Origin of the sequence: Nonomuraea sp. JJY05 (genome assembly GCF_043496855.1) — a bacterium.
Classification (GTDB): Bacteria; Actinomycetota; Actinomycetes; order Streptosporangiales; family Streptosporangiaceae; genus Nonomuraea.
Genome location: NZ_JBIEIS010000068.1, coordinates 1 through 22,017, shown reverse-complemented (window position 1 = coordinate 22,017; position 22,017 = coordinate 1). Strand labels below are relative to the sequence as shown.

Here is a 22,017-nt window from a genome sequence, read left to right as displayed (position 1 = left end):
TGGCACGGGTGGTGGCGGCGGGGCCGGAACAGCGGTTGCGCGAGCAGGCGCAGGGGTGCTGCTCGCCTACCTCGGAGAATTTCCCTATGATCGGCCGCCCGACGCCCACTCGCATACGCACCGCCTACCGCTTCGAGATGCGCGCCGCCCGCACCGCCACCGCGCGCCCGGCCGCTACCCCGACGGCAACACCGGCCGTGCCACCGTCGGGCTCACCCCACCCATGCTCATCCCCGAGGACCTGGCCCTCCTGCTACAGGCCGTCAACTGACGCTGCGGCCTGTGATGAACCCCGCCCGCTCCGCCTTGCTGACCTTCGTCGGACGATCCTTGGTGGTCAGCACACCCATCGAAATTCCATCAAATGGGTTTGATGTATTATCCGAAGCATGGTGCCCGGTCAAACCGTTCCGCCCACATTCGTCCAGTTGGCCGCCCATGAGGTGCGCTGGCGGCTCCTGAGCGAACTGGCGCGCAGCGACCTGCGCGTACGGGAGCTCGTCGCCCTGCTCGGCCAGCCGCAGAACCTCATCTCCTACCATCTGCGGCTGCTGCGCTCGGCCGGGCTGGTCGAGGCCCGCCGCAGCAGCTTCGACGGCCGCGACAGCTACTACCACCTGGACCTGGAGAGCTGTGCGCAGGCACTGGCCGCCGCCGGTGCCGCGCTGCACCCCGCGCTGCGGCTGCTCCCCACCGAGCCCGCGAAAGCGGCAGGAACAACCGCGGCCGAAACATCAGCGGTGCCTTCCGTGCTGTTCATGTGCACCGGTAACAGCGCCCGTTCACCCATCGCCGAGGCCCTGCTGCGCCACCGCGTCGGCAACCGCGCCGAGGTGACCAGCGCCGGCAGTCACCCCAAAGCGCACCTGCACCCCGACGCCGTGCGGGTGCTGCGCCGGCAGTACGGCATCGACATCGCCGACCAGCGTCCACGGCATCTGGACACGATGACCGGCCGCCCCTTCGACTATGTGATCAGCCTGTGCGACAAGGTCCGCGAGGTCCGCCGCGACTTCGACGATCACTCGCAACGCCTGCACTGGAGCATCCCCGACCCCGCCGCCGCCAACGGCGACACCACGGCCCGGGACAGCTGTCCCGCCTTCGACCGCGCCGCCGCGGAGATCGACACCCGCATCCGATACCTGCAACCCGTCCTTCTGCCCACCCCGCACCGGGAGGTCCAGCCATGACAGCAGCCGACCAGGTCGCTAGCGTCCGTTACATCGTCGACGACGTCCGAGCGGCCATCGACTTCTACACCACCCATCTCGGCTTCACCCTGAACTTCAGCGCGGCGCCCGCTTTCGCCGACGTGGTACGCGGGCCGCTGCGGTTGTTGCTGTCCGGGCCCACCAGCTCCGGCGCCCGCGCCACCCCCGACCAGGCCGCCGGCGCCGGCCGCAACCGCATCCACCTGGTCGTCGACGACCTGGACACCGAGATCGCCCGGCTGCGCGACGCAGGCCTGTCATTCCACAGCGACGTGGTCTCCGGCCCCGGCGGACGCCAGATCCTGCTCGCCGACCCCGCCGGCAACCTGATCGAACTGTTCCAGTCCGCCAGTCGGCCCGGGCCCACCCCCTGAGCAACGCCTCTACGCGACGGCCCCTCGGCCTCGTGCTCCATGGGTGGGCCGGCGGGCCACCGACCGGCTCGCCCGCTGACCTCGTGCTCGGCCCCGTCCACATGCTTGCCCGACCGCAGACGAACTCGCTCACCACCGCCGCCATGACAGCCTCGCCGTCGGGCACCCGGCAGATGCCGCGCACCGAGGAGTCCCTGCCTTTGCCCTCCCGGCCGGGACCGCCATCGCCTGTGCCACATCCGAACCACCCGTCCGTCCCGCCTGCTCGGCTCCCCACGCCCGCCATCTGGTTGCAAGCTACAACGATTTTAGTTGTATAGTCGAACCATGTCGGAGGAGATGCAGTTGCTGGAGACCGTGGCGCGGTTCGTCCGAGCCTTTGGTCTTCATCAACCCGACCAGACCCCTTGCGGGCAGCCCATCCCGGTATCGGAGGCTCACGCACTGGGCGAGCTTGCCCGGGACGGCGCTTTGCGGCAGAGCGACCTGGCGCACCGGCTCCGCCTGGAGAAGAGCAGCACCAGCCGCCTGGTCACCCAGCTCATCAACCGCGGCTGGGCCGAGCGCACCCCTGCCCCGGACGACGGGCGGGGCGTGCTCGTCCAGCTCACCCCGCAAGGAGTGAACGCCGCGGAGCAGCTGGCCAAGGCCAGGGCGAAGCGGTTCTCCGCCATTTTGGACCGTGTTCCCGAGGGCGAACGCGCTGACGTGTTGCGCGCCCTGACCATCCTCACGGAGGCCATCGATGAAACTTAGGAACCATCGCGTGCAGGCACTCGTCGCCGCGCTCGCGGCCGTTGTCGTCGCTGCGACGGCGTACGTTCTCATCAACCGGGGCGATCAGCAGGCGCTGGCCGCCCGGCAGGCGGAGATCGCGGCCAGGAGCCGGAAGGTGATGCCGTTCGATCTGGAGCGCACCACGCACCGGTTCGCCAAGGCCGCCACCGGCGGCACGCAGACGGTCACCTCGGACGATGCGGCCGACGCCCAGCAGGTCAAGCTGATCCGCGAGCACCTGACCGCCGAGGCGGCGGGCTTCAGCAAGGGCGACTACGGTGACCCCGCCTCCATCCACGGCGGCGAGATGCCGGGCCTGCGCGACCTCGAACAAGGCCACAGCCGCATCGACATCCGCTACACCGAGGTGCCCGCGGGTGCCCGGATCACCTACACCTCCACCGACCCGGCTCTGGTCAACGCGCTGCACGCCTGGTTCGACGCCCAGGTCACCGACCACGGCCAGCACGCCGAACACAGCTGACCTCACACCCCAGACTCCTCTTTCCACCGGATCCACCTATTCTGCGCATACCATGCCCAGGTATGGTTCAAATGTCACCCGCCCCGGCGCCTCCAAAGGACGCCGTACGGGCAAGGGCCGGCACTTCATCGTCGACCCGGTCAACTCTCTTCGCCACACAGTCGATTACCCGCCGGTGCATCGGAGTCCCGTCGGCCAAAACGCACGAAGGTCCTTCGGAGGCTTGCATTCGGTACCCAGGTACAGGCTTACCGTCGAGGCATGACTCAGAACATCGCCCTTGACCAGGAATGGGTGCCCTCAGCCTGCACCCTGCCCACCCCCGAGCAGCCGCTGCGGGTGGCCGAACTCGACGCCTTGTTCGCCGAGGCGGTGCAGGCTCTGTCTCGGCCGGAACGCACCCGGCTACGCCTGGAGCTCGTCTTCACCCCCGACATCGCCGCCCGCGCCGCCGAACTGATGGCACGGGAGAATGGTTGCTGCTCGTTCTTCACCTTCACCCTCACCATCTCCGACGGCAGCCTGGCGCTGGTGGTGGGGGTGCCGCCGGAACAGACCGAGGTATTGGACGCGCTACAGGCCCGCGTGGGCGCGGCGGCGTCCGCATGACGAGGACGTACTGCAAGCCCGCCAGGGAAGGAAAGTGATGGATCACATCACGCGTGAGGAGTTGCGCGCGCTGCCGGCCCCACCCGGTCACATGCTGGCGATGAGTTTGTCCACCCTCTCGTCGACGCTGCGGAACGGGTCCTTGCACAGCACGGTGCGCTGCGCCTGGTCGTTGAGCTTCAGGTGCACCCAGTCGACGGTGAAGTCGCGCCGCTTCTCCTGCGCCCTGCGGATGAACTCGCCGCGCAGCCGCGCCCTGGTCGTCTGCGGCGGCACCGACTTGGCCTCGAAGATCTTGATGTCGGAGGCCACCCGCTCCACCGCGCCGCGCCGCTGCAGCAGGTAGAACAGCCCGCGCTTACGGTGCACGTCGTGGTAGGCAAGGTCGAGCTGGGCCACCCGGGGCGAGGACAGCGGCAGGTCGTACTTCTTCCGGTACCGCTCGATGAGCTGGTACTTGGTGACCCAGTCGATCTCCCGGGACACCGTGTCCAGGTCGCCGGTCTCCACCGCCCGCAGGGTGCGCTCCCACAGCTCCAGCACCCTCCGCGCGATCACGTCGCCGCCCCGCCGATCCACGAAGTCCTTGGCCTTGCCCAGGTACTCCTGCTGGATCTCCAGCGACGACGCCTCACGCCCGTTGGCCAGCCGGACCCGCCGCCGCCCGGTCATGTCGTGCGAGACCTCGCGGATCGCCCGAATCGGGTTCTCCAGGCTCATGTCGCGCATCACGATCCCGGCCTCCACCATGCGCAGCACCAGATCGGTCGCGCCGACCTTGAGCAACATCGTGGTCTCGCTCATGTTCGAGTCGCCGACGATGACGTGCAGGCGGCGGAACCGCTCGGCGTCGCCGTGCGGCTCGTCACGGGTGTTGATGATCGGCCGGGACCGGGTCGTCGCCGACGACACCCCCTCCCAGATGTGCTCGGCGCGCTGCGACAAGCAGTAGACCGCGCCCCGCGGGGTCTGCAGCACCTTCCCCGCGCCGCAGATGATCTGCCGGGTGACCAGGAACGGGATCAGTACATCGGCCAGCCGCCCGAACTCCCCTTGCCGGCCCACACAGTAGTTCTCATGGCAGCCGTAGGAGTTGCCGGCCGAGTCGGTGTTGTTCTTGAACAGGTAGATGTCGCCGGCGATGCCCTCCTCGCGGAGCCGCTTCTCGGCGTCGACCAGCAGCCCCTCCAGGATCCGCTCCCCGGCCTTGTCATGGGTGACCAGCTCCACGACGTTGTCGCACTCGGGGGTGGCGTACTCGGGATGGCTTCCCACGTCCAGATACAGGCGGGCGCCGTTGGGCAGGAACACGTTGCTCGACCGGCCCCAGGACACCACCCGCCGGAACAGGTAGCGCGCCACCTCGTCCGGAGACAGCCTGCGTTGACCCCGGAACGTGCACGTGACACCGTACTCGTTCTCCAGACCGAAGATGCGTCGATCCACTACCTCACACCATTCTCCCGGCCCGCGACGGGGAGATCTTCTTTCGCCGGACCCGGCCGGGGATCGATGTGTGGGTACCCGGAAAACCGACAACACATGCGCCACGAGGCCGGCTTGCAATGGAGTCTGGCTGGAGCACGCCGCGGCCCTTGCCGGACGATCAAGGACGATGATCCTTCCCACACCGGCGGGGATCACATCCCAGCGTGCCAAGCCATCCCCTCCGCGAGCTGCATCGGTTGACGCAGGGCCGGCCGCAGCGCCCAGGTTGGCGATCGTCGATCGACCTCCTGCACGTCAATCCCCTCAAACCGTGGAGACGGTCCTATGCCACAGCGGCCCTCAGCAGGGCTGCTGATGTCTGCTTCTGCTCGATGAGCCGAGGCGATCGGTGACCTCGCCTTCCAGCGGGGGCTGCAGCACCCCCCACCGCGGGTCCGCGGTCACGTCGAGACGGCCGTGCGCGACCACTGCTGATTGGTGCCGGTGTTGCACGGATACTGCTTGAGGATCACGCCGTCCGCGGTCGATGCGGACGGTACGTCCACGCATTTGCTGCTGTGTCGTGCCCGGAGCTGGAAGTAGCTGCCGTTGGCGACCATCTGGAACTGCTGGTTGGTGCCCGTGCCGCAGGTGTACTGGATGAGCTCGGCACCGTCGGCGGTCGAAGCGCTCACCACATCAAGGCACTTTCCGCTGTGGCGGCTGACGATGCGCCAGTAGCCGCTGCCGGCGTCCTGGAACTGCCACTGCTGCCACGCGTTGCCGCCGTACGTGTACTGGCCGACGCGCGCACCGTTGTCGGTGTTCGGTTGCTGGACGTCCATGGCCTTGCCGCTGTGGCGCGCGTTTATCGTGTAGACCGTCGGCGGAGGGGTGGGACCGCCGATGGTGTCGCCCCAGCCATATCGGATCCGGTCAGCGCCGGAGGCGTTGCGGACGGTCAGGTTGAGATTGGTGCCGCTGCCGCTCAGGGCGTACATCGAGTACCAGTCGTAGCCGATGTTGCCCGGCTTGCCGCCGAGGGCGGGCCAGTAGGTGCCGCCCATCTGGTTGTCGCGCATGACTTGGGCCATGGCGCGGATATGGCGCACGAAGTTGTCGGTGCTGTTGGCGTCGCCGTAGTTGAGGCCGGTAGACATCGGTGCGCCGAACTCGGTCGCGACCGCGCGGGAGGCGCAGTTGCCCAGACGCGTCTGAATGTGGGTTCGGAAGGCGTCGTAGGTCATCGCGCCGTAGAAGAAGGCGTAATGGTGGAAGGACAGCAGCGTCGAGTTGAAGCGGCTGTCGTTGCAGACGTCCCGCAGGTCCTGGCTGTAGCCGGTGCCGCTGATGAGCACCCGGTTCGCCGGTGCCGAATAGTGGTAGGCCAGCCAGTTGGCGGCGACGTCGCGCCACTCGGCCGAGGTGTAGCCGTGCGGCTCGTTCATCGGCTCGAAGTAGACGTTGCTGTTCGAGCCGTACGTGTTGGTCACGCTGGACCACATCGTGTTCCAAGCGGCGAGGTTCGTGATCTTGCCGCCGGAGGCGGCGCCGTCCTCCCAATAGGCGAGGATGACCTTGAAGCCACGAGCGGTGGCGGCGTCAATGGCTCCGCGGTAGGCGTTCCACCAGGTCGTGTTGGCCACAGTGTGAGTGTTGATAGGCAGCCGGACGGTGTTGACCCCCATGGTGGAGGCCATGTCGTCGTAGAGGGCGTCGGCCTTGGCCCGTACCGTCGCGTTGCTGTCGGACTGGCTCAGGCCCTGCACGACGAGCGTACCGGTGCTGAAGTTGTCACCCAGCACGGCCCAGTTCATGCCTCGGAATTGGCTGGTGGCGGCATTGGCCGGCGGCGCGGGAATGACGAGGGCCGCCACTGCGGCGAGCGCGGTCACCAGAAGAGGGACCAGCGACCGGCGCAACGACCGGGTGCTCCGCGACGGTCCAGACGAGTAAGCGTCAGACGTGGTCGGTGTCATGAAATTCCCATCACTAGATCTGAGTTCCTGGGTCTGTGAAGATCATGTTGCTGACGTACGTCCGGGCCGCATCGTGCTGCTCCAGGAGCAGGGCCGGCGGCCCCCGGCCCGGGCTGCACCGATCGCTGTGCGACGCTCCCTGCCACCGGAGGAATCAGCTGGTGATCCGGAAGGTGGCGTCCGCGCGACCGGTGGCCGTGCTGATCGGATCCAGGCGAAGCAGGTAGTTGGAATGGCGGATGTACCGGTCCGGGAAGTTGTACGACTGGAACGACGCCGCCGAGGAGTCGGCCAGGCCCGCCACCCGGCGGAAGGTCGCGTCCCCGCGGAAGGTGGCGGTGCCGTCATACTTGGCCAGAACGAAGTCGTAGTCGTAGTGCCGCAGGTACCAGCCGGGGAAGTTCGACGACTCAAGCGACACCCCCGCCGGGTCGGCCAGGCCCGGCACGATACGCCACTGCGAGTCGGCGAGCGGGCTCACGTTCGGGTCGATACGGACATCGAAGTTGCTGTGCCGCAGGTAGCGGTCGGGGAAGTTGACCGACTGCAGGCGCCGGGTACCGGCCGAGGCGGGACCGCCCCACTTGGCCTGCAGCGCGGTGAGCTCCGCCTGGGTGATGCCAATGATCGAACCGTGCCGTTTGCGACTGGCGCCGAGCGCGTATTCCGAGGCGACGCGGACGCGGTAGCCGCTGGGAGCGGCGAGATTGGTCGTGGTCAGCGGAAGGTAGCCGCGGCCCGCGGCGTACTGGTCGACCCACAGGCCCCACTCGTCGCGGCCGTTGTACTGGTGCAGGATCGGGCCTTCGACCTGCGCGCCCGTGTAGCCGAGGTGGGAGATGTCGCCGAGCCGGGTCCAGCCGGTGAGGATCTGGTTGCTGCCCTCGATCGTGATCTGACCGTCGCCGGACGCGCGGATGTAGCGGTAGCCGCCAACGCTGCCCGGGATCTCCAGGATCTGCGTGTCGATGATGCCCTGGGTGCCCGGCCGGTCGATGTAGAGTTGCGCGGCGGTGAACGTGCGGAAGTCGCGGGTGCGGGAGTAGTAGATGCGGGCTTTGTCGACACCGTTCCGCGGCGAGATCGTCGCCCAGTAGACGACGTAGTCACCGCTCGCCGGGTCGTAGATCGCCTCGGGCGCCCACGCGCAGCCGGCGTCGGGTATGGTCCCGGCGACGTTCACCAGGCGCGGCGCCGACCAGGTGACGAGGTCAGGTGACTCCCATACGACGAGCGAGGTGCTGCCATCGTGCTGGGCGACGTCCCAGCCCTTGCCGGCGGCGATACGCAGGTCGGTGGCGATCAGATAGAACCGGTCGCCGGACGGCGCACGGACGATGGCGGGGTCGCGGACGCCGAGTTCGCCGATGCTGGAGGTAAGCACCGGCAGCGAACTGTTGAGATCGGTCCAGTGCAGGCCGTCGGTGCTGGTGGCGAAGTAGATCTGCTCGCCGTTGGCGCTCTCGCCGGTGAAGTGCGCCATCAGATAGGCGGTGTAGGCGGCGGCGGCCTTGGCAGAGCGTTCGAGAACGGTGAGGCCGAGGGCGAGCAGCAGGGCGCCGGCCAGGCCGATCAGCGCCGTTCGCCGTAAGAGGTGTGTCATGGTCGCTCCGAGGGTGCGGTGGGGTCAGGAGGAGGTGCGGGTCCACTGCTGGTTGGTGCCGCGACCGCAGGTGTACTGCGGGTGTCGGCTCCGTCGGCGGTCGAGGCGCCGGACACGTCCCGGCATGTGCCGCTGTGCCGCGCCGTGGTCCGGTACGACGGCGCCGTTCACGCGGCCGCCCCGCGCGCGCCCACCGGTCGCCCATGTAGAGACTTGTCGTCGAGGTGCCCTGCACCGGCTGGATGCAGGCGGGCGCGTCGCCTACGTCGGTCCACGCGGTCCACGGGCCGGAGACGCCGGCGGCCGTGGCGTACCTCGCTTGATCGGGGCTCCATCCGGTGGCCGCGCCGGAGCTGACCACCAAGTGGATGGCGTAGCCGTCGCCGGACTGGTGCGGACGCTGAGGCCGGCGGTGCGGCCGTGCCGGCGGCGACCGAGCTCAACAGGACCACGACTGGCGGGGTGAGCTTTGGGCGCAGGGACACGGGACCACCCTCCGGAATCCGCGGCATAAACGTTTGTTAGCGTTAACAAAGAGCTGTGAGTCCCACGAAGAGCCTGAGACAGGATCCCCCTGTGGGAACTGGGACGACCGGATTGCGCGCGACGTTTGAGGCGTCTTGCCGCAGAGCGTTTACGTAACCTTCTGACTTGTCAAGAGGCGGCCGGGAAAAGGGGGAATACGCTTTCCGTGCACCAGCGCGGACAATGGACCAATCTGACGTGATCACTCAAATGCTGGGCGCCTCGACGTTGCACCGGCGCTTTGCCGTCGGCATTGATCACCTGTCACCCACATCGACGTATCGCTCAGCCACGCCTATAACAGGGCCAGTGGTGTCGGAGGCGAAGTTCGTCACGACGTTGCCCGGGTAGAAGCAGGCCGCCGAGATCTCCCACAGCGCCTTCTTCCGCTACTTCCACCCCGAGGAAGAGGCCCTTTTCGGCCCGGCGGCCGACGCGGGCACGAACTCCTCCGCCCCGTGATAGCCCGCCGCCTCGGAGCCGACCCGGCCGACACCCGCGCTGGCCAGATCGCGGTGCCGGCGAAGGACGGTGTCCGGGCGGAGGAGTAGCCGGAGCCCGCCAAGGACCATCCCGGCCGTGTCGCGCACGGATCCGGGCGGCAGGGTCGGCGAGCCGGCCGGAGGCCGGACCGCGCGGGTCCGCGCCTTCGCCCGGGCGGCGGCCGACCTGATGGCCGGTCAGCCCATCGAGATGAGGATGGGCGCGACGTATCGCCCGCGGTCGCCCGGGTGTCGGTGGGCGCCGTAGACCATCGTCGGCAGGGCCGCGGGTCCCTCGGTGGGCCCCAGCCCAGTGAGCCACGGGCGCAGGCCCGGGTAGGCGTCCAGCAGGTCGATCCGCACGTCGCGGTCGGCGCCGTGGGCGGCGGCCAGGATGAGTTCGCGGGCGGCTTCCTCCGAGGGCGCGACGACGGGCCCGATGACACAGTGGGGGCCGGCGTTCCAGGCCACGGCGAAGCCGCCGTCGGTGACGATCGTGCGCTCGGCCGTGGCCAGCAGGGCGGTCAGCGCCTTGCTCCGGTCGGCCCCGGTGACCTCGGCGTCCAGGTCGAGGAGCGCGGCGTGGTCGTCCGGTGTCGCCACGCGGACTCCTGACGACCACGCCGCCCCCTCCATCGGGCCCATAGTGATCGTCAGGCTGCCCGTGGGCCGGAAGCCCAGCCGCTCGTAGACAGGGCGCCCGAACCGGGTCGCGGTCAGCTCCACGATGCGGTCTCCGGCGGCCTCCAGGGCGTGCTCCATCAGCCGCGTGCCGAGCCCCTGCCTGCCGTACCTGCTGGCGACCAACATCATGCCGACGCCGGCCAGCGAGTCGCCGTAGCGGGTCACCACGACGCACCCGGCCAGGCCGTCGCCGTCGGCAGCGTCGATGGCGTAGACCTCACCCGTCTCGAACATCAGCCGCCATTTGGCCTCGTCGGTGGACCACTCGCGGTCGCTCTCGAGCCGCTGGCACAGGGGCAGTTCCTCGGGACCGAGAAGTCGAATATCACTCACGGGCGAGAACCTACTCTGTCGGCCACCCCGGCACAGCCCGGGAAGCATCAGAGCCTGTACGGAGTCGAGATCACAGGGATGGCCTGCGCTCCGGTCTGCGGTTCTGGCCCAACTACTGGGCGCCCTAACCCTCCCGCTCAACCGCGCCCTCAACAACTCCTCTTCCCCCGCCCCAACCACAGCGATACAGCGCCCCCAGGGGCAGACTGGCAACCAGGTCATCGATACGACAGTGACCGCGCCTCCCCGTCGACACGCCGGACGATGGCCATCTGTTCCGCCCATGGGGCGACGTCAGTGGCCGTAAGGGGGTCGGAGACGACGTCGACCGCGATCCGTCCGTAGATCTCACCGGACTCCCGGTGCACCGCCGTCGCCGAAGAGTTTGTCGGCCTGGGGGGCCGGAACCCCATGAACATCCAGTACGGCGCCGCACCGAGCAGCAGCGAGCCCGCTGCCCGGATCCGCCCCAGCTTGCAGGCTTCGAACGCGGCGTCGATCGGCAGCACCAGCGGGTTACCGTCCGAGGCCGAGTCGTGGCCGTCGAGGGACATGACGGCGCGGGCCACGAACTTGGCCATGCCTACTTGGCCATGCCTACTTGGCCATGCCTACGAGCCTGCCTCGTCGGCGTCGATCACGCGCCCGAGGTTGTCGAGCTCGTTGGCGCGGCCGGCGGCCAGCCGCTCGGTCCATTCCTTGTCGTGCATCGCGTCCGCCGTCATCGTGACGCGTACGCCGTCCTCGACGGTCTCGAGCTCGACCACGGTGAGGAAGTCGTACGGGTCCACGCCGGGGATGAAGTCGGCGAGCGAGGTGTAGGAGAGCCGGCCCGGCTCCGACACCTCGACGAACTTCTTGCGGGATTGGGTGCTCAGCGGCATCCCATGGCTTTCCATGAACGCGATCTGCTCCGGCGCCGTGGCGGTCATCGTGTAGATGAGGTCGCCGCCGGGCCGCAGGTCGAGCTTGCCGACCTCGATGGTGAAGCCGTCAGGCGACCACCAGGAGGCGATGCCCTCGGGGGTGGTCCACAGCCGCCAGACGTGCTCGGGGGTGGTCGAGTAGGTACGCGTGATACGCACGCTCTCGTTGACCAGTGTCATGATGTGCTCCCTATCAAGTGGGTGATGAAACCCAACCCTGCACCCCCGGCGGCCAGGACAAACAGATACAGATGTCACCAAGAACCTCTAACAAAATGATCTAGGAATAGTGCTGATCGTCTCTGAGTTGATCACGGCGTGAGGGCACACAGCCGCCGTGGATCGTGCCGGATGAGTTGTCGACAGTTCCCACCTCCGGGCGCTGAAGGGCGGCCCAGAACGGGTCCGGGCCCGGTCGATCGTGGCAAGACGTGCTCCAAGCAAGGCAGCGGCTGTCCGGCTCGGCGCCGCGGAGCTTCGGGAAGTCCTCGGCATCGGAGTCGCAGGATCCTTCCCCCTACGCCGCTGAGCGCCGGAGACCGTGGCTGCCACGACTGCCCCGCCGTCGGCGGGTGGCCACACGATCGGCCGGCTCGGGAATCGTGCAGCCGATCCCGCGTGAACGCAGATGCGCACGGATCGCCCGGGAGGAGTACGCCTTGTCAGCGCGGACGATCTCGGGCCGTGTCCTGGGCCGGCCGGAGCACCCGGATCGCGGCCATGACAGCGGGGAACTGCGGCGCGTCGCCGCGCTGCCCAGCCGTCAGCACCAGCGCCAGGAGCCGCTGCCCCTGCTCACACGCCAGGTGCAGCTTGGTCGACAGACCACCGCGGAACGCCCGAGAGCGTGATCGGCAGGCTCGGCCCGCACCCCGCAGGGCGGCTCGGCCCGCAGCTCGCCGCGTCGGGATGCGCCTGCCGCGTGCTGATGGGCCCGGCAGATCGTGGAGTCCACTCCGGCCTGCCGGCCGATCAAGCCGACGGCATCGGCCAGAGTCTGCAAACGGGTGAGAACCTGCTGCCAGATGCCGCGCGCTGCCAGCGGCGAGACAGGCTGTAGACCGCCCGCCAAGAGCCGTAGCACTCCGGCACATCCCGCCACGTCGCGCCGACCCGCACCCGCCAGCGGATCCCGTCGATGAGCTGGCGCTTGATCCACTGCGACGGCCGACCTGGCTACGACACGCCCTTGATCACACTTCGAGACAGGCTCCAGCGCCCATGGCATGGGCGACTGCTACCGCAGCCAACCCAGTGGCATGTCCGCCTTCCGCGCTTCCCCGAGCCAGGCGTGTGATGCCCGGCTACCACGACGGTCGGGTACGTCACCCAAACCACGTGCCGGCTTACCGGAGCGGAACACCCGCTCGATACAGATGCCGGCCAGGTGCGGGAGGAAGACTTCCAGCAGCTCCAAGACGATCACTAAAGCGCGTTCACTGTCAGTCGGCGGTGCCGGCGACGGCGATGACCTTGCCGATGCGGCCCCGGACCGCAGCGGCCAGATGCTCGGCGCCATGATGGAGGCCAGGCAGGGCACCTTCGCCATCGACAAGATCCACGGTTCCATGGGCAACGGCGACCTGGTCGAGACGACCTGGTAGTACGCCGCCGGGTCGGGTCACGGCCGCGTTCGCCGACGGTTTCCTGACGTGCGGCGGCGCCGCTCGCGATCAGTGCGCCAGCGAGGACGAATGTGGTGCGACGTCCGTGAGGAGGTCGCGGTGAAGTCCGATCGTGGAAAGGCCGGCGCATTGAACCTGTCCAGCGGGGTTGTGAGGGGTGGTCGGCGCCATGTCGGGGCACCGCTCGCCCTGTTGCCCGAGCGGTGCCCCGACAGGTCTCGTGTCAGACGCGGCGCCGGGCGAAGCGTTGGTTGGGGCTGCCGTCGTAGGTGTATTGGGCGATGCGGGCGCCGTCGGCGGTGGAGTGTTCCCAGACGTCCATGGCCAGGCCGGAGTCCCTGTTGACGAGGCTGATGACGTCACCGCCGTGGTCGACCACGCGCCACTGCTGGCCGGTGGCGCCGGTGTCGGTCTGTTGGACGATGTCCGTGCCGGCCGCGGTGCCCGTGGGCTGGAGGAACAGTCCGCTGTGCCGGGCCTTGACGCGGACGTGGCCGTCGCCGGAGTCGGCGAACTCGAACTGCTGGTTGGGGCGGCTGTTGGTGGTCCACTGGATGAGCCGTGCGCCGGCGGCGGTGGAGGCCTCGTTGATGTCGGCGGCCTTGCCGCTGTGCTGGGCCACCAGGGTGTAGGCGGCCGGGCCGCCGGGCGAGTCACCCAGCTGGGCTTCCCACCTGGTGTTGGGCCCGGCTGCGTCGGCCGGGAGGCGGTCGCGGGCGGCTGTGTCGCCGTACATGGTCCAGCGGGCCCAGTCGACGACGGTGTTCGGGAAGCGGTTGTCGCTCCAGAAGCTGGTGTGGCTGCCGCCGACGAAGGTGAGGAACGCCTTGGGCCAGGTCATCTCCGTGTATGCCTGCCGGGCCGAGGAGTACGACGTGGTCGAGTCGCGGTCACCGTGGACGAACAGGACTTTGGCCGAGACCGAGGCGGCGGGGTTGCCCATGTCTACGCAGGACTGCGGGTTGGCGGAGATGATCCGGCTGTCGGGCCAGGCGGTCAGCAGGCCGTGGGTGGTCATGCCGCCCAGGGAGTGGCCTGACACTCCGACGCCGATGCCGGTGTTGATGTGTCCGGCCAGCGGTCCGCTCGAGTTGAGGGCGAGGGTCTGGGTGAGGATCTGCGAGACGTCCTTGGAGGTGTTGCCGTTGTTGACGTCGTTGAAGTTGTGGTTGAAATACGGGGCGGGAACGATGAAGCCCGCCGCGGCAAGGGCCCGGATGATGAACAGGGAGTTCTGCGGGCTGCTGCCGTAGCCGTGGGTGAAGTTGTAGACGGGGAAGACACCGTTCGCGACCGGGGCGTTCGTGACCGGGTTGCCACCGGGGGTGCCGGTGGCGGGATAGTAGACATAGGTGGTGCACGGGCGGCTGCCGCGGGTCCAGTCATACCGGCGCACGCCGACCGCGAACGGCGTGGTCGGCGCCGTGTCCAGCGGCCCGACGCCGGCGAGCGCCTGCCCCGCGCCGAGCAGGGACAGGCCGAGGCCCGCCGCTCCGGCCGCGCTCACGCTGAGAAATGTCCGCCGTTGCATGGTCATGGATGACTCCTTGGGTGTATGGAGGGGAGTTCGGTTGGGTGCGTCCGGTCGGCAGGTCGGCTGGACGCGCGGCGCGAAGCGGGTGTGGGTGCTCCTGCCACCCGCGAGGGGCGACAGGAGCGTTGTGCGCGTTGTCAGGGGAGCCAGCCGATGTTGGGTTGAGGCGGCCGTTCTGGTCGAAGACGGCCTGGTTCTCCCAGGCGTTGCCGGAGTTGTCGATGTCGGCCGGGTTCCAGCCGTTGCCGGGCACGGCGTACCAGGTGGGCTCCCAGGAGAAGATCCCGCTCGCACCGGCGTTGCGGGCGGCGTTCTGCACGGCGGCGAAGTCGGCCCTGGTGAACGGGTAGGCGGTCTCGGCGAGGATGACCGGCTTGCCGTACCGTGACCGCAGGTCGGAGACCACGTCAGCCATGGTCGACATGGCTGCCGTGCCAGTTGCGGTAGTAGGGCCGCGCGGTGACGTCCCACTGCTCCGGTGTACGGCGCGGCCGGCTGGTCGCAGACGGTCGAGTCGCCCGCCAGGTACAGCACCGGCCCGCTCGCCGCGGCCAGCCCGATCCCGTTCAGCTTCGGTGCCGTCCCTGAGAGCACCAGGTCAAGCCCGGGCGTTCCGGTGCCGCCCTGCCCGGTCGGCTGGCGCACGTTCAACGTGAACGAATTCCTCGCGTACGATCCCGCCGCCGTGGACACGGCGGGCAGCACCGTACGGCGGGCTTCCGCCTGCGCTCCGGTCATCCCCGCGGCGTTCGCGTCACCCAGGACCACCGTCACGTCGAAGTGACAGGTGATCGGCGAGGTGCCGGTGTTGGTGCCGAAGACCTTGACGTCGGCGATGCTCGCCCACGTGGAGGCCACGAGCCCGGTCACCGTGATCCGCACGTAGCGCGCGGTCGCGGCGAACGTGTCGCTCCGCACCTGCGCGGTGGCCGTGCTCGCCGTCCGGTCGGCCACGCGCGTCCAGGTGGAGCCGTCGTCCGTCGCCGCCCCGGCCGGTGCCGCGAGCGGCATCGCCAGCAGGCCCGCCAGGAGGGTGAGGAGCATGAGGACAACGAGCCTCGCAGAGCCAGGTGGGCCAGGCACGCGGTCATCTGACCGAGAGGAACTGTATTGGGGAGCCTCGTCTGCCATGTGATGTGTCTCCTCAGATTTCACAGGCGGAGGTGATGTCTGCTTTCCAGGAGTGAGGCGATGACGGCCACGACGGCGTTCGGGTGCAGCCCCCGCATCCGGTGTTCCGGCATCCACCGGATGCGGGGCTGAGGTGGGCAGTCCTGCGGTAGACGGCTATGTTTGTCCAGCTGGGACCACTACTGGCCGCATTCGCTGGATCCCAGCCGTGCCGCGCACCGCGTACCAGACCGGCTCTCAGGAGAAGGCCCGGTGGCACACGATTACTTGTAGTGCTCAGCACCTACCGTGCACATCTTTCTGCCGCACCGTAGTGAGTAGTAGTCAGGCAGCCGCGGCGCCGATGTCGAGGTAATCGACGTTGGGGAGGCCGGCTGTCTCGGTCGGATCCAACCGGATGGTGTTGCTGCCGGCGTTCAGCGGGACCGTCACGGTCTTGGTGGCCCATGTCGTCCAGGCGCCGGTGGATTCGAACGACACTGCCGACACCGTGGACCCGTTGATCACCAGGTTGGCGGCCCTGGCAGCGCTGCCACCGTTGGCGAACCGGACCCCGAGCGTCGCCGTACCACCCGCCGACGCGTTCACCGTGAACTGGGCATAGGCGCCGGCCGCATTGGTGCCGTTGCAGAAACCGCTACCGGAGAAACCAGCCCAATTCGTGTCGATCGTGCCCTGACACACCGCCGGCGCGGTCTCCGCCTCGTAACGCTGACCCGTCGGCGTGTCCCCGGAGGTCCTGACGAGTCCGAGGCCGTCGACAGTAAGGGTTCCGCCGCTGGTCCGGACGGTGACGGTGGCGGTGCCGGCGGCCAGCGGGATACCGGCGAGTTCGCGACGGGTCCAGCCGCTCGACGATGGGATGTTGAGAGTGCGCGTGGCGCCGCTGGCGTCGGCGACCGACACTTGGGCGCCGCTGACCGAGCCGGCGGTCTTGGCGTACGCGGACAGCGTGTAGGTGCCGGCCGGCACGGTGATCTGTTGCCGCACGCCAGCCGATCCAGAGCCAAGCTGCAGCGCGAAGCGGCTGCCGTTCGCGCCGGGGCTGACGTTGGTCACGCTCCCGCCGGTGTTGGTCCACCCGGTCAGGGTCGAGACGGTGACGCGGTCGGCCTGGAAATCGGGGTTGAGGATGTAGTTGTTGTTCTGCCCGACACGCCATTCGCCGGTCGTGGCGTTGAACTGCCACTGGCTCACCGGGCTCAACTGCGGCCGCGACCCGGACTTGGTCACCGGCATCCACTGGTTGTAGCCGATGCCGTTCCAGGCGAAGTCGGCCCAGCGGTCGCCGGCGAAAATGACGGTGGTCTGCTTGGTGCCCTTCACGGTGACGAAGAATCCGGTCTGTGTCACGTGGCTGTAGTCCATCTCGGTACCGGCCATCGTGTACTCGCTCGTGTAGGTGCCCTGAATGTTGCTGGAGGTCGACTCGATGACGTGTGCGACCGAGGCGTTCCAGCCGTGCAGGTCCGACGCCGCGTGGTAGTACTTGCCGTCGAGCTTGAACATGGCGTTGCCCTCGCGGCCCGAGGAGTTGAGGCCGATCTGCACCGCCGGCTCCACCCGCAGCGAATCTGACTCGCGCAGCTTGCCGACAAAGGCGCGGGAACGCCCTGACCGGTTGGAGAAGATCAGGTAATCCCTGCCGTCGTCGTCGGTGAAGACGGTCTGGTCTCCGGTACCCGTCGTCGGCGAGTTGACGACCTGGTTCTGGTAGTAGGCGTAGTCGAAGGTGTCGGTCGGCGAGTCGCCCCGCAGGAACAGCACCCCGTTGCCGTCCCCGCCGAGCGACGGGAGATATACCTGGACGACGAGCACGTACTTGCCGGTGGTTTCGTTGTAGGAGACGCCAAGCCGTCCCACCCAACCGGCCTGGCCGAGGCTGGCCCCGTTGGCCAGGCCCGTCGATCGGGTGGCGACATTGTTCTCGAACTTCCAGTTCACCAGGTCCTTCGACGAGTAAACGGGGATGGAGACGAACGAGACGTCGCCGTCGTACTTCCTGGTCGGATTGGCTCGGTAGAGCTCGGCGCCGGTGTAATGCACGCCGTACCAGTAATAGGTGTCGCCGAACTTGAAGACGCCTCCACCCTGCGAATAGATGGGGTTGCCGCTCGTGTCGTTCCAGAAGACATCGTTGGTGATGGTTTGGAACGTCCCCTCGTCGGCAGCGACGAGGTTGCCGGCGGCGGTCACCAGCGCCGTCTTGGCGGCGGCGACTTCCGACGTGGTTGCCGACGCGTCGGCGGCGACACCGTCCGCCTTGGCCAGTGCCTCGGCGAAGGGCGCCCAGGAGCCGCCCGTGTACTTGCTCGCGGCGCGGGTCTTGTAGTCGGCGACCAGATTCTTCAGGCCACGAACCATGACCAGGCCATCAGCGGCCTGCTGGAGTCTCTCGCGGCCAGCGGCGTCGGCTCCACGTTGGGTGAGCGTGTCCCTGGCCGAAGTGTAAGCCGCCCACGAACTGGCGGTGTAGTCCGCGGCAGAGTGGTGCGCGTCGGGAGCCGCCGGGGGTTCGGCCGCCGCCGGGGTGACACCGGCTGCCGCCACCGACATGACCAGCCATGCCGCGGCGACGAGCCCGGTTCTACGTAAGGTACCGATCATGGTGCTGCCTTTCGTTCGTCGTTCTACGCGCTGGCGTCGAGGTAGTCGAGGTTGGGCAGTCCTGCTGCCGTGGTCGGATCCCATCGGATGGTGTTGCTGCCGGCATTCAGCGGGACCGTCACGGTCTTGGTGGCCCATGTCGTCCAGGCGCCGGTGGATTCGAACGACACTGCCGACACCGTGGACCCGTTGATCACCAGGTTGGCGGCCCTGGCAGCGCTGCCACCGTTGGCGAACCGGACCCCGAGCGTCGCCGTACCACCCGCCGACGCGTTCACCGTGAACTGGGCATAGGCGCCGGCCGCATTGGTGCCGTTGCAGAAACCGCTACCGGAGAAACCAGCCCAATTCGTGTCGATCGTGCCCTGACACACCGCCGGCGCGGTCTCCGCCTCGTAACGCTGACCCGTCGGCGTGTCCCCGGGCCGCTCGAAGGCGCCGAGATCGGGAGCCTGCCCGGTGTAGGGCAGGCCGACGTTGACGCCTTTGTCGATCAGGGTGCTGTTCGCGGCAAGGCGGAGGTGGGGCAGCGTGGGCAGGCTGCCGTCGGCCTGGCGAGGCGCATCCCAGCCGGAGGTCGACACGCTCTGGAACTGGGAGTCGGACAAGGTGAGGCCGAGGTCCCAGGAGTTGTATGCGGAGCTGGTGCCGGCCATGTTCGACGTCAGCGTGCCCGTGTAGGCGATGTTGTTGCGCAGGTTGCCCCGGCCGACGGCGGCGCCGCTCGAGTCGATTCCCAGCATGTTGAAGTCGGGGTGGTTTCCGTAGCTGGTGTTGTTGAAGTAGTCGTTGGCTACCGGGTGGTGATTCGAGTAGAAGCCGGCTGCCTTGTTGAGGAAGGCCACCGAGAAGCGGACGGTGTGCTTCACGGCGCCGGCGTCGTATTCGGCGCCGAAGCCGCCCATCTTGAAGCCGACGCCGTTGCCTGAAGGCGTCGTCGTCCCCGGCAGGTACCCGTTGCGCCAGGACCAGGAGTTTTCGATGGTCACGGGTGAGTAGGTGGAGATGAGGTCGTAACCGTCATCGGCGTTCCACCATGCGCGGCAGCCCCGGAACACGTTCGCGGGACGGCCGGTCGGTGTGTAGTGGGCGCCGAAACCGTCGGCGTTTTCGCCGGGTCCGTCCGAGCTGTTCGCATCGTAGTTGTCATGCGCATCGGAGTTGAGAACCAGGTTGCCGCCCCCGCCATTGATGAACAGGCCGGTTCCCATGTGGTGATGCGTGTTGATCGTCTCGAAGATGTTGTTGCTGCCCGAGACCCAGATCCCCCAGGATTCGGCATTCAGGTTGTTGTTCTGCGGCACGCCTCTGGCTTCCAGCCCGTTGAGGTGGATGTAGCTGCCTGTGACGCTGAATCCCTTGATCCGGCAGTTGTCCGTCATGCGGGAGAAGTCGAAGACCGGCTTCTCCCCGGGGTAGGCCCAGTAGCGGATCAAGTTGTCGGGACTGCCGCTCTTGTTCAGGGTGATCGCGTCGACTCTGGCGGTCTGGCTTGAGCAGGTGCTGTTCGCCCTGGTATAGGCGTAGGTGCCGCCTCGGAGGTAGACCGTGTCTCCGGGCTGGGCAGCGGCCTGCGCACGGGCGATCGAGGCAAATGGCGCGGCCTGTGTTCCCGCGGCGCTGTCGCTGCCGTTCGGTGCGACGTAGTAGACGGCTCCGGCAGCCGCGTGGCCGGCCGTCGCCGACGTCGCGACGAGCGCGGTGGGGCACACCACGACGGTCGCGACCAAGGCGGCGTGCGCCGCCGTCCTCCGGTGTTTCATCATGGGACTCCGTCAGGGGTTGGAAACATCCGCTACGGGGTGGTCATGGTCAGCGAGGGCGCCGACGGCGCGCCCGACGCGATGAAGCCGAACCTGGTCGAGACGTTGGCGGCCAGCGAGCCGTTGTGGCTGTGCCGCTGGTGCTCAGCGTGCCGTCCCACAGCTGGCTGATGGCCTGGCCACCGGCCAGAGTCCACCGGACGGTCCACCCGTCGATCGGCGCGCTACCCGCCTTCACGGTCACCTCGGCCTGGAAGCCACCGGCCGAGCTGTTGCCGGTCCGGTAGGTGGCGCTGATCGATCCCCCCGGAGGGCGGAGCGGTCGCCGAGCCCGGGAAGAACTCCCAGCTGGTGGTGGCGGACGTCGTGCGGGCGGCCCGCATCGCCGTACAGACTCCAGCGCATCCGGGCCAGGAAGGTGTTGCGGGTACGGCTGTCGCCGAAGTAGTTGCTGTGGCCCTTGGCGCGGGCAGCTCGGCTTAGGCCCGGCGGGCGGAGGTGATGCTGGTGGTGTCGTGCTGGTCGCCGTGCATGAACAGCAGGCGAACGGCGTGGTCGGCGAGGCTCGCGTACCGATCTGGGCTGCGTTCGCCTGCCAGGCGCCGAACGGGGACACTCCCCCGGCGGCGCTCAACCGCAGGAAGGTACGTCTTCGCATCAACATCTTGACTCCTCGTTCGGGGGATGTTGCGAGGGCTCATCCACTCCCGGCGTGGATCCTGCGCGGGGGCCGGCGGCTGCCTCCACGGGGGAAGGCAGGAAGAACAGGCCCTGTGGCGTTGGAGGGTCCCTTTGGGACCACCAATGCGTAGCGGCCGTAGGAAGGGTTCGAGATGAAACGATTCATCCCAGATACGCGTGGGAGCGCTCCCACATGCTCTTCGGAGTGGCGGGGAATCTGCAGCCGGGCGGACCGGCGGCGGCGAGGCAGTTCGGGCTGTCGGTTACCGCGACGATCGGGCGGGCTTCGCGATAGATACGGAAGTCGGTTTCGGTACGTCTCTCCGGTCCAGCGAAATCCCAGCCCAGAGAGACTTTCGGCGATTGTCGTGGCGACCTGACCATGATCGACGTGTTCCCGGCCAATCCACGGCCCAGGCAGGCGCAGGGGCGGCCGGAAGGGCGGACACTGGGCAGCCGCGATCGAGAGAGCTAATCAGGCGGGATTCATCGAGAAGCTCCTGGGGGTGTCGGAGTGTTAAATCGATATAACGACTGCGAGAGTAAGAGAGTGAACATCGGACCGTCAAGGCCTCAATGTCCGGCCCCCCGCCCGACCCCGAACATCAATGGACCTTCCGGGTCGGCGAGCGGGTCGCACCTGAAACTTTCACGTAGACCTACACGTAGTCCTGCCTCTAGCGCGCAACTAGTAGTACTTCCCGCAGGGAGTCATAGTACTGATCGATTCCACGGACAGGCCGCAGCCGTGCGGGGGCTCAGCGTTCCAGGCCGGATACTGCCCGAGGTGATCGAGGAGGGGCGTCGGCTCGGCGTCCCCGTACCGCCAGGGGCGTTCACCCCTCTCGAGATCCTGCACGCATGGCAGCAGGGGGCCGCCATGGTCAAGGTCTTCCCGGCCTGATCGACGGCAGCATGCTCGTCGCGCCGTTCCCCGGCGCATGCGGCAGCGGGACGGGTGCCGAATCTTCACAGAGTCGGCCATGCGCCCCACCAGGACCCGTCAAATCCTGAAGCGCTGCTGCGTCGCGACGCGTCCCGGGCTCGGCATCGAGATCGACGAAGGCGAAGTGGAGCGGATGACGCGCCAGGGGCATCGTTGGCGCAACCCTGTGTGGCGCCACCCAGACGGCTCTGGAGTTGGCCCGGTTTGGTGGACACCTGATCTCTGGGGAACCCTGGTTCCCGGAAGAAGGAGTCTGCTGTGCCGAACAACTATCCGCCGGAGTTTCGCCGGCAGATGGTGGAGCTGGTGCGC

Annotated in this window: 18 protein-coding genes and 2 pseudogenes; 8 read left to right on the top strand and 12 right to left on the bottom strand. The window is 68.0% G+C overall.

The genetic code is table 11. The annotated features are described in order from the left end of the window. The first annotated feature begins 55 nt into the window (after window positions 1-55). The 6 genes from ACFKCF_RS56635 to ACFKCF_RS56610 all read left to right on the top strand — a co-directional run bounded on the left by ACFKCF_RS56635 (window position 56) and on the right by ACFKCF_RS56610 (window position 3,458). Complete coding sequence (locus tag ACFKCF_RS56635) at window positions 56-271, top strand: DUF3703 domain-containing protein (RefSeq protein WP_394505154.1); 216 nt, start codon at window positions 56-58, stop codon at window positions 269-271. A gap of 118 nt (window positions 272-389) precedes the next feature. Further along, window positions 390-1,193, top strand: a complete 804-nt coding sequence (locus ACFKCF_RS56630) for a metalloregulator ArsR/SmtB family transcription factor (RefSeq protein WP_394505152.1) — start codon at window positions 390-392, stop codon at window positions 1,191-1,193. Next, complete coding sequence (locus ACFKCF_RS56625; RefSeq protein WP_394505150.1) at window positions 1,190-1,588, top strand: VOC family protein; 399 nt, start codon at window positions 1,190-1,192, stop codon at window positions 1,586-1,588. The genes ACFKCF_RS56630 and ACFKCF_RS56625 overlap by 4 nt, the downstream gene beginning before the upstream one ends. A gap of 327 nt (window positions 1,589-1,915) precedes the next feature. Next, the gene (locus ACFKCF_RS56620) at window positions 1,916-2,344 is read left to right on the top strand and encodes a MarR family winged helix-turn-helix transcriptional regulator (protein WP_394505148.1); all 429 of its coding nucleotides are present in this window, start codon (window positions 1,916-1,918) and stop codon (window positions 2,342-2,344) included. Beyond that, a complete protein-coding gene (locus ACFKCF_RS56615; RefSeq protein ID WP_394505147.1) occupies window positions 2,334-2,849 on the top strand; it encodes a hypothetical protein in 516 nt (171 codons plus the stop codon). The genes ACFKCF_RS56620 and ACFKCF_RS56615 overlap by 11 nt, the downstream gene beginning before the upstream one ends. A gap of 261 nt (window positions 2,850-3,110) precedes the next feature. After that, window positions 3,111-3,458: a hypothetical protein gene (locus ACFKCF_RS56610; protein ID WP_394505146.1), complete on the top strand. Its 348-nt coding sequence runs from the start codon at window positions 3,111-3,113 to the stop codon at window positions 3,456-3,458. An 87-nt stretch (window positions 3,459-3,545) separates the two neighbouring features. Here ACFKCF_RS56610 and pafA read toward each other — a convergent pair whose 3' ends face one another. The 8 genes and pseudogenes from pafA to ACFKCF_RS56570 all read right to left on the bottom strand — a co-directional run bounded on the left by pafA (window position 3,546) and on the right by ACFKCF_RS56570 (window position 14,580). After that, entirely contained in the window at window positions 3,546-4,904 is a 1,359-nt protein-coding gene (gene pafA, locus ACFKCF_RS56605) for a Pup--protein ligase (protein ID WP_394505144.1), read from the bottom strand. Between the two features lie 443 nt (window positions 4,905-5,347). Then, window positions 5,348-6,781, bottom strand: a complete 1,434-nt coding sequence (locus ACFKCF_RS56600) for an RICIN domain-containing protein (protein WP_394505142.1) — start codon at window positions 6,779-6,781, stop codon at window positions 5,348-5,350. Window positions 6,782-7,019: 238 nt separating this feature from the next. Beyond that, complete coding sequence (locus ACFKCF_RS56595; protein ID WP_394505141.1) at window positions 7,020-8,468, bottom strand: glycoside hydrolase family 43 protein; 1,449 nt, start codon at window positions 8,466-8,468, stop codon at window positions 7,020-7,022. A gap of 1,205 nt (window positions 8,469-9,673) precedes the next feature. Then, window positions 9,674-10,492: a GNAT family N-acetyltransferase gene (locus tag ACFKCF_RS56590; RefSeq protein WP_394505139.1), complete on the bottom strand. Its 819-nt coding sequence runs from the start codon at window positions 10,490-10,492 to the stop codon at window positions 9,674-9,676. Between the two features lie 218 nt (window positions 10,493-10,710). Next, window positions 10,711-11,073 (bottom strand): hypothetical protein, encoded by a 363-nt coding sequence (locus tag ACFKCF_RS56585; RefSeq protein ID WP_394505138.1) that lies wholly within the window; start codon window positions 11,071-11,073, stop codon window positions 10,711-10,713. 30 nt (window positions 11,074-11,103) lie between these two features. Further along, window positions 11,104-11,598, bottom strand: coding sequence for an SRPBCC domain-containing protein (locus ACFKCF_RS56580; RefSeq protein WP_394505137.1), 495 nt, complete (start codon window positions 11,596-11,598; stop codon window positions 11,104-11,106). Window positions 11,599-12,390: 792 nt separating this feature from the next. Beyond that, window positions 12,391-12,579 (bottom strand): annotated as a pseudogene (locus ACFKCF_RS56575) (transposase); the annotation flags it as partial. A gap of 687 nt (window positions 12,580-13,266) precedes the next feature. Beyond that, window positions 13,267-14,580, bottom strand: a complete 1,314-nt coding sequence (locus ACFKCF_RS56570) for an RICIN domain-containing protein (RefSeq protein WP_394505135.1) — start codon at window positions 14,578-14,580, stop codon at window positions 13,267-13,269. 158 nt (window positions 14,581-14,738) lie between these two features. Here ACFKCF_RS56570 and ACFKCF_RS56565 point away from each other — a divergent pair, with 158 nt between their 5' ends. Both ACFKCF_RS56565 and ACFKCF_RS56560 read left to right on the top strand, forming a co-directional pair. After that, window positions 14,739-14,927 carry a hypothetical protein gene (locus ACFKCF_RS56565; RefSeq protein WP_394505134.1) on the top strand — a complete coding sequence of 63 codons (189 nt, stop codon included), beginning with the start codon at window positions 14,739-14,741 and terminating at the stop codon, window positions 14,925-14,927. A 128-nt stretch (window positions 14,928-15,055) separates the two neighbouring features. Then, window positions 15,056-15,361 carry a hypothetical protein gene (locus ACFKCF_RS56560; protein ID WP_394505132.1) on the top strand — a complete coding sequence of 102 codons (306 nt, stop codon included), beginning with the start codon at window positions 15,056-15,058 and terminating at the stop codon, window positions 15,359-15,361. Between the two features lie 671 nt (window positions 15,362-16,032). Here ACFKCF_RS56560 and ACFKCF_RS56555 read toward each other — a convergent pair. The 4 genes and pseudogenes from ACFKCF_RS56555 to ACFKCF_RS56540 all read right to left on the bottom strand — a co-directional run. Beyond that, complete coding sequence (locus ACFKCF_RS56555; RefSeq protein ID WP_394505130.1) at window positions 16,033-18,315, bottom strand: family 43 glycosylhydrolase; 2,283 nt, start codon at window positions 18,313-18,315, stop codon at window positions 16,033-16,035. A 23-nt stretch (window positions 18,316-18,338) separates the two neighbouring features. After that, a complete protein-coding gene (locus tag ACFKCF_RS56550; protein ID WP_394505128.1) occupies window positions 18,339-20,081 on the bottom strand; it encodes a carbohydrate-binding protein in 1,743 nt (580 codons plus the stop codon). A gap of 29 nt (window positions 20,082-20,110) precedes the next feature. Then, a complete protein-coding gene (locus ACFKCF_RS56545) occupies window positions 20,111-20,239 on the bottom strand; it encodes a hypothetical protein (protein WP_394505218.1) in 129 nt (42 codons plus the stop codon). 14 nt (window positions 20,240-20,253) lie between these two features. Further along, window positions 20,254-20,736, bottom strand: a pseudogene (locus ACFKCF_RS56540) (cellulose binding domain-containing protein); the annotation flags it as partial. Window positions 20,737-22,017 lie beyond the last annotated feature (1,281 nt).

Excerpts from the sequence above, each read along its gene's own strand:
- ACFKCF_RS56630 (WP_394505152.1), top strand. The coding sequence starts at position 390 with ATGGTGCCCGGTCAAACCGTTCCGCCCACATTCGTCCAGTTGGCCGCC.
- ACFKCF_RS56625 (WP_394505150.1), top strand. The coding sequence starts at position 1,190 with ATGACAGCAGCCGACCAGGTCGCTAGCGTCCGTTACATCGTCGACGAC.
- ACFKCF_RS56620 (WP_394505148.1), top strand. The coding sequence starts at position 1,916 with ATGTCGGAGGAGATGCAGTTGCTGGAGACCGTGGCGCGGTTCGTCCGA.
- ACFKCF_RS56615 (WP_394505147.1), top strand. The coding sequence starts at position 2,334 with ATGAAACTTAGGAACCATCGCGTGCAGGCACTCGTCGCCGCGCTCGCG.
- ACFKCF_RS56610 (WP_394505146.1), top strand. The coding sequence starts at position 3,111 with ATGACTCAGAACATCGCCCTTGACCAGGAATGGGTGCCCTCAGCCTGC.
- ACFKCF_RS56595 (WP_394505141.1), bottom strand. The coding sequence starts at position 8,468 with ATGACACACCTCTTACGGCGAACGGCGCTGATCGGCCTGGCCGGCGCC.
- ACFKCF_RS56585 (WP_394505138.1), bottom strand. The coding sequence starts at position 11,073 with ATGGCCAAGTTCGTGGCCCGCGCCGTCATGTCCCTCGACGGCCACGAC.
- ACFKCF_RS56580 (WP_394505137.1), bottom strand. The coding sequence starts at position 11,598 with ATGACACTGGTCAACGAGAGCGTGCGTATCACGCGTACCTACTCGACC.
- ACFKCF_RS56570 (WP_394505135.1), bottom strand. The coding sequence starts at position 14,580 with ATGACCATGCAACGGCGGACATTTCTCAGCGTGAGCGCGGCCGGAGCG.
- ACFKCF_RS56555 (WP_394505130.1), bottom strand. The coding sequence starts at position 18,315 with ATGATCGGTACCTTACGTAGAACCGGGCTCGTCGCCGCGGCATGGCTG.
- ACFKCF_RS56550 (WP_394505128.1), bottom strand. The coding sequence starts at position 20,081 with ATGATGAAACACCGGAGGACGGCGGCGCACGCCGCCTTGGTCGCGACC.